Here is an 11,984-nt window from a genome sequence, read left to right on the forward strand (position 1 = left end):
GGAACTCAATCAGGTACGCCTACGATTCGGAGTATAGACAGCGATCCCACTCTGGCAATTTAAGCGTGGGGCGTGTCTGGCTCGGGCTGTGCGGGGTCGTCGTTCTTCTTCACGCCGCGAATGTTCATCGCCGCCAGGCAGACCTGCAGGACGATCAGCGCCCAGGCCTCGGCGTGCCAGCCCCAGATCACCCAGAGCAGGTTGCTCAGCAGAAAACAGCAGAAGCCGACGAAGCGCCGGCCGGGTCGCAGCGAGCCGATCAGCCAGGCGGCGATCACCGTGACCGCCATGGCCGGCCATTGCAGCAGATCGATCCAGTCCACGATGCCTCCGGTGCGGGAATACAGGGATTGGTGCCGTGGCGGGTTGGGATAGTTCCTTGCCGGCGCGCCTGGCAGACGGGCGCAACGGCCGATGATGATGGGCTGCGTCATCGATCCCGTACCGCACTGCATGCCTGCGTTGCGGTGGATGGGTGAAGCGCCAGCTACCCTACGTCTGCTCCCCTGTGGATAAGCGGAGCGTTATCCACATCCACTGATCCGCCGCGTAGGGTGGAAAACTGCGAAGCATTTTCCACGCGTCTGATGGCACCCGCGCGCAGCCCAGGCCGGGCCGCAGCCCGCTGCGTGGCAGTGTGCCTCACGATGGATGAATGACGCGTCATCCACCCTAGGCCCCTACCGTCAGGCAACCACTCAGATCAGGCTCAGCTGCTGCCCGGGCGGCGCAAAAATGCTGCAATCCAGCCCGTAGTTCTGATCGCGGCGGTTGAAACCCAGGCGCTTGCAGGCCAGCTGGAAACGCTGGGCGAGCAGTTGGGCGAACTGGCCTTCGCCGCGCATGCGGCTGCCGAAACGGCTGTCGTAATCCTTGCCGCCGCGCGACTGGCGCACCAGGCTCATGACATGGGCGGCGCGCTGCGCAAAGTGTTCCTCGAGCCAGCCCTCGAACAGCCCGGCCACCTCATGAGGCAGGCGCAGCAGCACGTAGCCGGCCGAACGCGCACCGGCTTCGCGGGCGGCTTCCAGCAGGCGCTCCAGCTCCATGTCGTTGATCATCGGGATCATCGGCGCGCACATCACGCTGACCGGCACGCCGGCCTCGTGCAGCGTGCGCAATACTCGCAGGCGCGCTGAAGGCGAGGCTGCGCGCGGCTCCATGATGCGTTTGAGTTCGTCGTCCAGGGTCGTGAGGCTGACCGACACGCTCACCAGCCGCTGCTCGGCCAGCGGCACCAGCAGGTCCAGGTCGCGCAGCACCAGCGAACCCTTGGTGATGATGTGCACCGGGTGCCTGAAGCGCAGCAGAATCTCCAGTGCCTGGCGCGTCAACCGCTGCTCGCGCTCCAGCGGCTGATAGGCATCGGTGTTCACCCCCAGGGCGATGGGCTGCGGCACGTAGCCCGGCTTGCTCAGCTCGGCCTCCAGCCGTTCGGCAAGGTTGGTCTTGGCGATCAGCCGGGTCTCGAAATCGATGCCCGGCGAAAGATCCCAGTACGCGTGCGATGGCCGCGCAAAGCAGTAGATGCAGCCATGTTCGCAGCCGCGATAAGGGTTGACCGAGCGATCGAAACCGACGTCCGGCGACTGGTTGCGCGTCAGTACCGACTTGGCGATCTCGCGGCGCACCTCGGTGGCGCGGGTCGGCGGGACGTCCTGTTCCCAGCCATCGTCGTAGGCCTCGCTGCGCGTGGGCGCGAAGCGGTTGTCCGGGTTCACCGCCGTACCGCGGCCGCGTGGTGTGGAAATGGGCAGGGTCATGGTCGTGGCCAAATGCTGTTTATATATACAGTAAACAGCTCGTCGACCGCGCGCCAGCCCAACTGATCGATGGCAACCGCTACCGCCCGTCGGTTGCCTCGGGAACATTTGCTTACAGGTCCGGACAAAGGAGGCTGATCGGGTGAACGCTGTGGTTTCCGCGCTTCCCGAATTGGAGCCGGCCGGCAAACAAACAAAAGGATGATCAGGGCGCCTCCGGCGACCGATCCGGCAGTACCGGCATTGCACTCCCGTGCACTCCAGCTTCCAGCCACTGCCGACAGTCAGGAGCAGACCATGCATCCCACCGGTTCCTTCCACACCCGGGAAAACAACTTCGATTTCCTGCGCTTCTTCGCCGCTGCGCTGGTGCTGTTCGCCCACAGCTACCCGCTGGTTGGCCGTCGCGGTGATGAACCCCTGACGTTGCTGACCGGCTACGAAAAGGGCGGCTCGATCGCCGTCGGCATCTTCTTCGTCATGAGCGGCTATCTGATCGCGTCGTCCTGGCTGGCCAGCAGCAGCCCGAAGAGCTTTCTCATCAAGCGCGCGCTGCGCATCTTTCCCGCGCTGATCGTTGCGGTACTGCTGTCGGCCTTCGTCATCGGTCCGTTGGTCACGCAATTCGACCTCGCGCGCTACCTGGCCGCCGACGGTACCTGGACCTATCTGCAGAACATCCTGCTGGTGACGCGCTACGAACTGCCCGGGGTGTTCACCGGCAACGCCTACCCCGACGTGGTCAACGGCTCGCTGTGGACACTGCCGCTGGAAGTGCTGATGTACATCGGCGTGATGATTCTCGGCCTGACCGGTTTCCTAAAGCGCCGGCTGATCTTCCTGCCGATCGCCGTGCTGGCGGTCGGGCATTTCTGGCTGCTGGGCAAGCTGGGTATCGAGTCCTACTTCATCAAGAACATCTTCAAGCTCGGCCTGCTCTACTACAGCGGCTCGGCGCTGTTCCTCTATCGTGACGACATCCCCTGGCGTGGCTGGATCGCGGCGTTGTTGTTCGCCGCGCTGGTGGCGACCTTCCGCACCGACATCGGCCCGCTGGTGTACTTCGTCGCGCTGCCGTATCTGGTGCTCTACCTGGCCTACGCACCGCTGCCGCTGATCTCGCGCTTCGGCAAGTACGGCGATTTTTCCTACGGCCTGTACATCTACGCCTTCCCGTTCCAGCAGCTGACCATTTACCTGTTCGGCCCGCAGGTCGGCGTGCTCGGCCTGACGCTGATCGCCTTCGTGCCGACGCTGATCCTCGCCGCGCTGTCCTGGCACCTGATCGAAGCGCCGGCGATGAAGCTCAAGCGCCTGTTTGCCTCGCCACCGCAGCCGGGACGGGCGACGCCGAAGGTTGAGGGCTGAGCGAGCCTGGCACCGAAAAAGAACCCGCCACTCGGCGGGTTCTTTTTTTATCAGCGGTGCGGCTGCGTAAGCGCTGGCGTGGCGGTGACCGCTGTCTGTCGTGAGGCCGCGAAGCAGAATCGTTCGGCGTGCGCCTTCACCTCCGGCGCACCTGCAGATCACGATAACCGGCGGCGGGGTCGCCCCGTACTTCCAGATGCCCCGCGGTAGTCAGCTCGCGGGCGCGCCAGTAGAGGAAGAGATCGGTGGCGAAGAAACCGTCGCAATGGCCCATGACCTCGGCCATCGCGCGCGCCAGCGGCGCGAATTCATCCGGGCTGGCGGCGATCAGCGCCGCGTCGATCAATTGATAGTCTTCGCCGCTAAAGGTCCCATTGTCCCAGCGCCGAATGCCGTAGGTGCCGGCGCATTGCTGATGCCAGACCGCGGCAAGTTCGGTCTGGCGGGACACCGAAACGGCCTGCGGCCGGTAGAGCGCCGCCAGCGCCTCGGGCGAATGTATGGACACCGCTTTGCGCCGACCGGCGCGGCTGTCGCCTGTACCGCAGGCCACTTCTTGCAACCGGCAGCCCTGCAACACCGCGCAGACCCGTGCCAGCAGCAGCTGTTCGGACGCGCTGTCGCCATGCCAGACGATCACGTCGTTGGCTTGCCCGGCGAGCTCTGCCAGCCAGCGCGCATCGGCGGCCAGGTCGTGGGCGAACAGCGGGCGCGGCGTCAGCTCGTCAGGCCATAGCTGCTCCCAGAAGGCGACACGGGCGGCGCACGGCGGGCTGTCCACATCGCTCAGCGGGCCGACTGCCAGGTCATCGCGCAGCACCCGGACCTCCGCACCCGGTTCGCGGTCGGCCAGCAGGTTGCGAACACCATCGCCGGCCAGGTCACCGCAGGTCAGGTGCAGCACCCCTTACTCCGGCTTCTTCAACTTCGGATTAGGAAAAAACTGCACCGGCTGCACCTGCGGGTTGGCCGGCTTGGACTGGACCTTGTTCACTCGCGTGCCCAGCTCCATGGGTACCGACTGGCCCTGGGCGTTGAGGGTGTCGGCGTAGCCGCAGTCGATGCATTCGCGGTGCGGCACACCGTCGACATCCCACATCTTGATGCAGTCCGTGCCGCTGCATGCCGGGCATACGGCCCCGGCGATGAAGCGCTTGGTGGTGACTCGGGATACTTCGTTGCTCATGCCGCGGCCTCCGCTACCAGCCCGAGGTGGCGCAGCAGGGCGTCGATGGACGGCTCGCGGCCTCGGAAATCGACGAACAGTACCATCGGCTCCTGGGAGCCGCCACGCGCCAGGATGGCCTCGCGGAAGGCGCGGCCGGTCTCGGCGTTGAACACCCCTTCTTCCTCGAAGCGCGAGAAGGCGTCGGACGACAACACCTCGGCCCACTTGTAGCTGTAGTAGCCGGCCGCGTAACCGCCGGAGAAGATGTGCGCGAAGCTGTTGGGGAAGCGGTTGTACGCTGGTGGGCGCATCACCGAGACCTCGTCGCGGATATGTTCGAGCACCTCGAGCACACTGCGGCCGTCGCCGTGGGTGGCGTGCAGTTCGAAGTCGAACAGGGAGAACTCCAGCTGGCGCGCCATCATCATGCCGGACTGGAAGTTCTTCGCCGCCAGCATCATGTCCAGCTTGTCCTGTGGCAGGGCTTCGCCGGTCTGGTAGTGGCCGGAAATGTGCGCCAGGCCTTCGGGGTCCCAGCACCAGTTCTCCATGAACTGGCTGGGCAGCTCCACCGCATCCCAGGCCACGCCGTTGATGCCCGACGCGCCGGCGTGCTCGACCTGGGTCAGCAGGTGGTGCAGGCCGTGGCCGAACTCGTGGAACAGGGTGGTGACCTCGTCGTGGGTCAAGAGCGCCGGGCGCTCGCCTACCGGCGGGGTGAAGTTGCAGACCAGGTTGGCCACCGGCGTCTGCAGCGTGCCGTCTGCGGTGCGGCGCTTGTCGCGGGCGCCGTCCATCCAGGCGCCGCCGCGCTTGTTCGGCCGCGCGTAGAGGTCGAAGAAGAAGCGCCCGACGTGCTCGCCGTTCTCGGTGATCTCGAACAGCCGCACTTCCGGGTGCCAGCCGTCGAACTGCTCCAGTTCGTGGATCTGGATGCCGTACAGGCGCTGGACGATGCCGAACAGCCCGGACAGCACCTTGTCGATCGGGAAGTAGGCGCGCAGCTCTTCCTGGTTCAGGCTGTAGCGCTGCTGGCGCAGCTTCTCGGCGTAGTAGCCCAGGTCCCAGCTCTGCAGGTCGTCCAGACCCTGCTCGGCGGCGAAGGCGCGCAGTTCGGCCAGGTCGCGTTCGGCGAACGGCTTGCTGCGCACCGCCAGGTCGCGCAGAAAGCTCAGTACCTGCTCGGTGGATTCGGCCATCTTGGTCGCCAGCGACAGCTCGGCGAAGTTGCGATAGCCCAGCAGGCCGGCCAGCTCGTGACGCAGCTCGAGGATCTCGGCCATCACCGGGCCGTTGTCGAACTGCCCGGCATTCGGGCCCTGGTCCGAGGCGCGGGTGCAGTAGGCGGTGTAGACCTCCTCGCGCAGGTCGCGATTGTCGGCGTAGGTCATCACCGCGTAGTAGCTGGGGAATTCCAGGGTGATCAGCCAGCCGTCGAGGCCCTTGGCCTTGGCCGCCTCGGCCATCTGCGCCTTGGCCGAGTCGGTGATACCGGCCAGCAGGCCCTCGTCGGTGATGTGCCGGGTCCAGGCCTGCGTGGCGTCCAGCAGCTGGTTGGAGAACTTGCTGCCCAGCTCGGCAAGCTTCATCTGGATGGCGCCGAAGCGCTGCTGCTCGACCGGCGGCAGGTCGATACCGGACAGGCGGAAGTCGCGCAGCGAATGCTCGAGGATGGTCTTCTGCGCCACCTCGAAACCGGCCGCCGCGGGGCTGGTGGCGAGGGCCTGGTAGGCCTCGAACAGCGCGCGGTTCTGCCCGAGTTCGGTGTAGTAGGCCGACAGCTTGGGCAGGCAGGCCTCGTAGGCGGTGCGCAATTCCGGGCTGTTGCACACGGAATTGAGGTGACCGACCGGCCCCCAGGCACGGGCGAGGCGGTCGTTCAGCTCGTCCAGCCCGACCACCAGGGTCTGCCAGTCCAGGCTTTCGGCCGGGCGGCTGAGCAGCTCCTGGATCGCCACGCGGTTGTCGCCGAGGATGGTGTCGACGGCCGGCTCGACGTGCTCCGGACGGATTTCGGAATAGGGCGGCAGGTCGAATTGTTGCAGCAGGGGATTGTTCGCGCTCACGGGGACACCTTGTGACGAAGAGGGTTGCAGGCCGCTCGCTGGAGCGAGGCCGGACGTGGCAGGCAGATGTCCTAGATGGACGCGCTGTCGTGCTTTTTCAACGCCGGTCGGCCGGTTGTTACTCTGACCACGGCGGGCGGCATGCTGCTCAGCCCGGGTCCGCAGCGGCAATGCCGGCCATCTTAATTACAATCGACCCTTCCCGCAGCCAAAGAGGTTTCTATCGTGGCGATACGCAGCTACCAAAACAGCACTCCGACACTGGGCGAGCGCGTGTTCGTCGACGACTCCGCCGTGGTCATCGGCGATGTGGAAATCGGCGCCGACAGCTCGGTGTGGCCGCTCACGGTGATCCGCGGCGACATGCACCGCATCCGCATCGGTGCGCGCTCGAGCATCCAGGACGGCAGCGTGCTGCACATCACCCATGCCGGCCCGTACAACCCGGACGGCTTCCCGCTGACCATCGGCGACGAGGTCACGGTCGGGCACAAGGTCACGCTGCACGGCTGCACCCTGGGCAACCGCATTCTGGTGGGCATGGGCTCGATCGTGATGGACGGCGTGGTGGTCGAGGACGAGGTGATCATCGGCGCCGGCAGCCTGGTGCCACCGGGCAAGACGCTCGAGTCGGGCTACCTCTATGTCGGCAGCCCGGTGAAGCAGGCGCGCCCGCTGACCGACAAGGAGCGCAGCTTCTTCAGCTATACCGCTGGCAACTACGTCAAGCTCAAGGACCAGCACCTCGCCGAGCGCGGCTGATCCAGCTCACTTGGCGAACAGCTGGCCGATGTCCTTGAACGCCTTGAACTCCAGGGCGTTGCCGCAGGGGTCGAGCAGGAACATCGTCGCCTGTTCGCCGACCTGGCCTTGGAAGCGCACGTAGGGCTCGATCACGAAGCGCGTGCCGCGCGCCTTCAGCCGCTCGGCCAGCGCCTCCCATTGCTCCCAGCCGAGTACCACGCCGAAGTGCGGCACTGGCACGTCATGGCCGTCCACCGGGTTGCTGTGCGCCGCCTCCTGATGCGGCATCTTCGGCGCCTCGTGGATCACCAGCTGGTGGCCGAAGAAATCGAAATCCACCCAATGCTCGCTGCTGCGGCCCTCGGCACAGCTGAACGCCTCGCCGTAGAAGGCACGGGCGGCGGCCAGATCGTAGACGGGAATGGCGAGATGGAAGGGCGAAAGCGTCATCGGGTCGTACTCCGGAAATGGCAAGACGTGTCGAGTGTAGAGACTTTCTGCCGTACCGAGCACCGCTGGTGGGCTGAAGCCCACCCTACAAAGCCCAGCTATCACCGGTCAGTTCCGTTCGCCGGCGAGCAGGTCCAGCCGAACCGCGTCGCCGCCCCAGTCCGCCGGCAACAGACCCTGCTGAACGAAGCGGTGAAAGCTGGAGTACGGCCAGTCCGCGGCGCGAGCGCACCAGCCATGCTTGACCGGGTTGTAATGCAGGTAATCGACATGCCGCTGCAGATCCGTCCCATCGCGGATCTGATGCTCCCAGTAGCGCCTTTGCCAGATGCCTTTCTCGCGCTTGCGCAGTTGGCTGGAGCAGCGCGCGCCGCCTGGTAGCCGACGGGAGAACTGGCTCTTGATCAGGCTCCAGCGGAGGGCGTAGTCGCTGTCGCCGTGGGGTAGCGTCCAGACGGCGTGCAGGTGATCCGGGAGGACGCAAATGGCGGTGGTATGAAATGGCAATCGAATCTGCGCCGCTCGATAGGCGGCGCGCAGCTGATCGATCTGCTCGACGAGCAGGGTGGAACGGCGATCGGCGAGCGTTACGGTAAAGAACCAGGTTCCGCCCGCGACTGTGCTTCTGCGGTAGTTGGGCATCGAGGCCTCCATGCCTCTGGTGAATCGGATACCACGCCAACCATGCTCCAGGGAGGCCGCATGAGTTTTTGCCCTGCGTCACATGACTGAGTACGAATGCGCCGGGGAACGCTCGGGTTACCGGTGGGAGCGCGGAGCGCCACTGCCGCAACCTACAGAACCACGCCGAACCGTAGGGTGGGCTTCAGCCCACCAGAAGCGCCTTGAATCGCCGCTGAATCTAGAGCCTTTTTCCGCCGATCGGCCTACGATCAGCAGAACGCAGACGAAAGGAGAGACGTCGATGCGCGCCATGGTGCTGGAACAGATTGGCCAACCCTTGCAGCTGCGCGAGCTGCCCGTGCCGCAACCGGGGTCTGGCGAGGTTCGCGTGCGGGTGCTGGCCTGTGGCGTCTGCCGTACCGATCTGCACGTGGTCGACGGCGAACTGCCGGAGGCGCCGCTGCCGATCATTCCCGGCCACGAGATCGTCGGTCTGGTCGATGCCTTGGGCGAGGGCGTGACCGGCTTCGAGACGGGCCAGCGGGTCGGCATTCCCTGGCTGGGGCACACCTGCGGCACCTGCAGCTACTGCCAGCACGCCGAAGAAAACCTCTGCGACGCGCCGCAGTTCACCGGTTACACGCGGCCCGGCGGCTACGCCGAATACGTGGTGGCCGATGCCCGCTTCGCCTTTGCCCTCGGCGAGGAGGGCGACCCCGTGGCGCTGGCACCGCTGCTCTGCGCCGGGTTGATCGGCTGGCGTTCGCTGGTCAAGGCCGGCGCCGGCAAGCGTCTCGGGCTGTATGGCTTCGGTGCCGCGGCGCATATCGTCATGCAGGTGGCGCGCTGGCAGGGGCGCGATGTCTATGCCTTCAGCCGCCCGGGCGATGTGGCGGCGCAGGAGTTCGCCCGTTCGCTGGGCGCGGTCTGGGCCGGCGATTCGGGCGAGCTGCCGCCGGTGCCGCTGGATGCCGCGATCATCTATGCGCCGGCGGGCGAGCTGGTGCCGGCCGCCTTGCGCGCGCTGCGCAAGGGCGGCCGGGTGGTCTGCGCCGGCATTCACATGAGCGATATTCCGAGCTTCCCCTACGACATCCTCTGGCAGGAGCGCGAGATAGTTTCGGTGGCCAACCTGACCCGCCAGGACGGCCTGGATTTCTTCCCGGTCGCCGCCCAGGTCGGTATCCAAACCGAGACCCATGCCTACCCGCTGGAGCAGGCCAACCAGGCGCTGGATGACCTGCGCAACGGACGTTTCCAGGGTGCTGCGGTGCTGGTGCCCTAGCGAGACGCGCCGGGGCGCAAAGCCTTGGCGCGGTGCGGCGAACGGCAAGGATCGGATTGGCGCTGGCGCAGTCACACTCCAGACAGCCAATGCCAACTGAAGGAGCCCCGCCATGAGCGTGACCGTGAGCAAGCTCCAGGGCGACGCGATTCCCGAGCATCTGCGCGGGCCGGATATCTGGGTGCTCTACCGGGTGACCGATGCCGGCGGCCACAGCCGCTACCTCACCGACGAAGTCGAAGCTGCACAGCTGGCGGTCAGCATCAGCGACCGCCAGCAGCGATAGCCCGGCGTGGGGCCGTGAGCCTCAGCCGGCCAGCACCGAGTCCACCAGCGCCTTGGCCTCGGCCTGGATGCGTGCCAGGTGCGCTTCGCCCTCGAAGCTCTCGGCGTAGATCTTGTACACGTCCTCGGTGCCGGACGGCCGCGCGGCGAACCAGCCGTTCGCCGTTTCCACCTTCAGCCCGCCGATGGCTGCGCCGTTGCCCGGTGCTTCGGTGAGGATGCGCGTGATCGGCTGGCCGGCCAGCTCCTTCGCCGACACCTGCGATGCCGACAGCTTGCACAGGCGTGCCTTCTGCTCGCGATTGGCCGCAGCGTCGATGCGCTGGTACACCGGCGCGCCGAAGCGGTCGGTCAGCGCCTGGTAGCGTTCGCTCGGGTCCTTGCCGGTGACTGCGGTGATCTCCGCCGCCAGCAGGCCGAGGATCAGCCCGTCCTTGTCGGTGGACCAGGCGCCGCCCTGCTTGTCGAGGAACGAAGCGCCGGCCGACTCCTCGCCGCCGAAGCCCAGGCTGCCATCCATCAGGCCGTCGACGAACCACTTGAAGCCCACCGGTACCTCCACGAGACGGCGGTCGATGCCGGCGGCAACACGGTCGATCATCGAGGAGGACACCAGCGTCTTGCCGATGCCGGCCTCGGCGCTCCAGCCCGGGCGATGGGTGAACAGGTATTCGATGGCCACCGCCAGGTAATGGTTGGGGTTCATCAGCCCGCCGGAGCGGGTGACGATGCCGTGGCGGTCATGGTCGGTGTCGCAGGCGAAGGCCACGTCGAAGCGGTCCTTGTTCTCGATCAGCCCGGCCATGGCGTGCGGCGAGCTGCAGTCCATGCGGATCTTGCCGTCCCAGTCCAGGCGCATGAAGCGGAAGGTCGGGTCGACCACCGTGGACAGCACCTCCAGCGGCAGGCCGAAGCGCTCGGCGATGCGCGGCCAGTAGTGCACACCGGCGCCGCCCAGCGGGTCGACAGCGAACTTCAGGCCCGAGCCGCGGATGGCGTCGAGGTCGATCACCCGCTCGAGCCCGCCGACATAGGCGTCGATGAAATCGAAGCGCTGGGTGGTGGCGGCCTTGAGCGCCTGGCGGTAATCCATGCGCTTGACGCCATCGAGACCGGCGACCAGCAGCGCATTGGCGCGCTCCTGAATCCACTTGGTCACGCCGGTGTCGGCCGGGCCGCCATTGGTGGGGTTGTACTTGAAGCCGCCATCGCCCGGCGGGTTGTGCGACGGCGTGATGACGATGCCGTCGGCCAGCCCGCTCACGCGGCCGCGGTTGTAGCTGAGGATCGCGTTGGAGATCGCCGGGGTCGGGGTATAGCCCGGCTCGCCGCCGGTTTCCGGGCAACCGGCGTCGATGCACGTCTCGATGCCGTTGGCCGCCAGCACTTCCAGCGCCGAGACGAACGCCGGCTCGGACAGCGCATGGGTGTCCATGCCCATGAACAGCGGGCCGTCGATGCCTTCCTGGCGGCGGTAATCGCAGATCGCCTGGGTGGTGGCGAGGATGTGCCACTCGTTGAAGCTGCCCTTGAGCGAGGAACCGCGATGCCCGGAGGTGCCGAACGCCACCTGCTGCGCCGGGTCTGACGGGTCCGGCCGGTCGCTGTAGTAGCGCGCCACCAGGCGCGGCAGATGAGTCAGGGTGTGCGGGTCGGGCAGGCGTCCGGCGTTGGGGGCGATGCTCATGGGGCGGTCCTTTGTGAAGAAGGCGATGCGCCGGCCGATCCGGGCGCGGCGAAGAGCGAATGAAACGCCAGTCGGCGTCGTTTATCCAGAGCTAAGACCGCAGCGACGGTGGCGGTTCCCTGATCGGCAGGTCCCGCGCTGCTGCGTCCCGGCCAAGCGCGCTCGTCGCCCCGCCGGAACCTGTAGCGGGCCGGCCTTTCTTCTGCTTAACGGCCGGCAATTCGCCGGCCCGTTACCCGGAGATTTCAGCCATGAACGTCGACGAACGCATCCGCCAGCGCGCCTATGAAATATGGGAAGCCGAGGGCCGCCCCGAAGGCCAGGAAGCCGACCACTGGCAGCGCGCCCGGGACGAGATCGAACCCTTCTACAAGGAAGGCAACGCCGAAGCCGGCGGCATCGAAAGCAGCGTGGCCATTCCGATGCCGAAATCGGGTGGCGACCGATAGCGGCGCCGGCAGGGCGGCGAGGACGCGGCACGCGTCGTCCCGCCCGAATCTGCTGCCACGTTCTCACCCTTCCCATCCTCTGCCCCGACGCGCTG

13 protein-coding genes are annotated in these 11,984 nt (G+C 66.5%); 5 read left to right on the plus strand and 8 right to left on the minus strand.

The window, feature by feature from the left end:
• Window positions 1–59 precede the first annotated feature (59 nt).
• Window positions 60–290, minus strand: a complete 231-nt coding sequence (locus ACX1DW_RS17565) for a hypothetical protein (protein WP_458993415.1) — start codon at window positions 288–290, stop codon at window positions 60–62.
• A 408-nt stretch (window positions 291–698) separates the two neighbouring features.
• Window positions 699–1,763, minus strand: coding sequence for a PA0069 family radical SAM protein (locus ACX1DW_RS17570; protein ID WP_151321053.1), 1,065 nt, complete (start codon window positions 1,761–1,763; stop codon window positions 699–701).
• A 297-nt stretch (window positions 1,764–2,060) separates the two neighbouring features.
• On the opposite strand from ACX1DW_RS17570, the gene ACX1DW_RS17575 reads away from it, so the two are divergent.
• Window positions 2,061–3,131, plus strand: a complete 1,071-nt coding sequence (locus ACX1DW_RS17575) for an acyltransferase family protein (RefSeq protein ID WP_063540218.1) — start codon at window positions 2,061–2,063, stop codon at window positions 3,129–3,131.
• Between the two features lie 136 nt (window positions 3,132–3,267).
• Here ACX1DW_RS17575 and ACX1DW_RS17580 read toward each other — a convergent pair whose 3' ends face one another.
• The 3 genes from ACX1DW_RS17580 to prlC are packed head-to-tail and all read right to left on the minus strand — an operon-like array spanning window position 3,268 to window position 6,365.
• Window positions 3,268–4,035: a DUF1835 domain-containing protein gene (locus ACX1DW_RS17580; RefSeq protein WP_458992000.1), complete on the minus strand. Its 768-nt coding sequence runs from the start codon at window positions 4,033–4,035 to the stop codon at window positions 3,268–3,270.
• Between the two features lie 3 nt (window positions 4,036–4,038).
• The gene (locus tag ACX1DW_RS17585; protein WP_458992001.1) at window positions 4,039–4,317 is read right to left on the minus strand and encodes a YheV family putative zinc ribbon protein; all 279 of its coding nucleotides are present in this window, start codon (window positions 4,315–4,317) and stop codon (window positions 4,039–4,041) included.
• Window positions 4,314–6,365, minus strand: a complete 2,052-nt coding sequence (prlC, locus tag ACX1DW_RS17590; protein WP_458992002.1) for an oligopeptidase A — start codon at window positions 6,363–6,365, stop codon at window positions 4,314–4,316. The genes ACX1DW_RS17585 and prlC overlap by 4 nt, the downstream gene beginning before the upstream one ends.
• A 225-nt stretch (window positions 6,366–6,590) precedes the next feature.
• Here prlC and ACX1DW_RS17595 point away from each other — a divergent pair, with 225 nt between their 5' ends.
• Window positions 6,591–7,127 (plus strand): gamma carbonic anhydrase family protein, encoded by a 537-nt coding sequence (locus ACX1DW_RS17595; RefSeq protein WP_013984495.1) that lies wholly within the window; start codon window positions 6,591–6,593, stop codon window positions 7,125–7,127.
• Window positions 7,128–7,133: 6 nt separating this feature from the next.
• Here the strand turns inward: ACX1DW_RS17595 and ACX1DW_RS17600 are convergent, their stop codons facing one another.
• Window positions 7,134–7,559: a VOC family protein gene (locus ACX1DW_RS17600; protein ID WP_458992003.1), complete on the minus strand. Its 426-nt coding sequence runs from the start codon at window positions 7,557–7,559 to the stop codon at window positions 7,134–7,136.
• A gap of 108 nt (window positions 7,560–7,667) precedes the next feature.
• The gene (locus tag ACX1DW_RS17605; RefSeq protein ID WP_458992004.1) at window positions 7,668–8,201 is read right to left on the minus strand and encodes an REP-associated tyrosine transposase; all 534 of its coding nucleotides are present in this window, start codon (window positions 8,199–8,201) and stop codon (window positions 7,668–7,670) included.
• A gap of 283 nt (window positions 8,202–8,484) precedes the next feature.
• Here ACX1DW_RS17605 and ACX1DW_RS17610 point away from each other — a divergent pair, with 283 nt between their 5' ends.
• Window positions 8,485–9,468 carry a zinc-dependent alcohol dehydrogenase family protein gene (locus tag ACX1DW_RS17610; protein ID WP_458992005.1) on the plus strand — a complete coding sequence of 328 codons (984 nt, stop codon included), beginning with the start codon at window positions 8,485–8,487 and terminating at the stop codon, window positions 9,466–9,468.
• Window positions 9,469–9,580: 112 nt separating this feature from the next.
• Window positions 9,581–9,754, plus strand: coding sequence for a hypothetical protein (locus tag ACX1DW_RS17615; RefSeq protein ID WP_458992006.1), 174 nt, complete (start codon window positions 9,581–9,583; stop codon window positions 9,752–9,754).
• Between the two features lie 21 nt (window positions 9,755–9,775).
• Here ACX1DW_RS17615 and pgm read toward each other — a convergent pair whose 3' ends face one another.
• A complete protein-coding gene (pgm, locus tag ACX1DW_RS17620) occupies window positions 9,776–11,440 on the minus strand; it encodes a phosphoglucomutase (alpha-D-glucose-1,6-bisphosphate-dependent) (RefSeq protein ID WP_458992007.1) in 1,665 nt (554 codons plus the stop codon).
• 251 nt (window positions 11,441–11,691) lie between these two features.
• Between pgm and ACX1DW_RS17625 the strand changes: the two genes are divergently transcribed.
• Complete coding sequence (locus ACX1DW_RS17625) at window positions 11,692–11,889, plus strand: DUF2934 domain-containing protein (RefSeq protein WP_011915152.1); 198 nt, start codon at window positions 11,692–11,694, stop codon at window positions 11,887–11,889.
• Window positions 11,890–11,984 lie beyond the last annotated feature (95 nt).

It is taken from the genome of Stutzerimonas sp. KH-1 (assembly GCF_054483855.1).

Coding starts and splice junctions, on each gene's coding strand:
- ACX1DW_RS17600 (WP_458992003.1), bottom strand. CDS start 7,559: ATGACGCTTTCGCCCTTCCATCTCGCCATTCCCGTCTACGATCTGGCC.
- ACX1DW_RS17615 (WP_458992006.1), top strand. CDS start 9,581: ATGAGCGTGACCGTGAGCAAGCTCCAGGGCGACGCGATTCCCGAGCAT.
- ACX1DW_RS17585 (WP_458992001.1), bottom strand. CDS start 4,317: ATGAGCAACGAAGTATCCCGAGTCACCACCAAGCGCTTCATCGCCGGG.
- ACX1DW_RS17575 (WP_063540218.1), top strand. CDS start 2,061: ATGCATCCCACCGGTTCCTTCCACACCCGGGAAAACAACTTCGATTTC.
- pgm (WP_458992007.1), bottom strand. CDS start 11,440: ATGAGCATCGCCCCCAACGCCGGACGCCTGCCCGACCCGCACACCCTG.
- ACX1DW_RS17625 (WP_011915152.1), top strand. CDS start 11,692: ATGAACGTCGACGAACGCATCCGCCAGCGCGCCTATGAAATATGGGAA.
- ACX1DW_RS17605 (WP_458992004.1), bottom strand. CDS start 8,201: ATGCCCAACTACCGCAGAAGCACAGTCGCGGGCGGAACCTGGTTCTTT.
- ACX1DW_RS17610 (WP_458992005.1), top strand. CDS start 8,485: ATGCGCGCCATGGTGCTGGAACAGATTGGCCAACCCTTGCAGCTGCGC.
- ACX1DW_RS17570 (WP_151321053.1), bottom strand. CDS start 1,763: ATGACCCTGCCCATTTCCACACCACGCGGCCGCGGTACGGCGGTGAAC.
- ACX1DW_RS17565 (WP_458993415.1), bottom strand. CDS start 290: ATGGCGGTCACGGTGATCGCCGCCTGGCTGATCGGCTCGCTGCGACCC.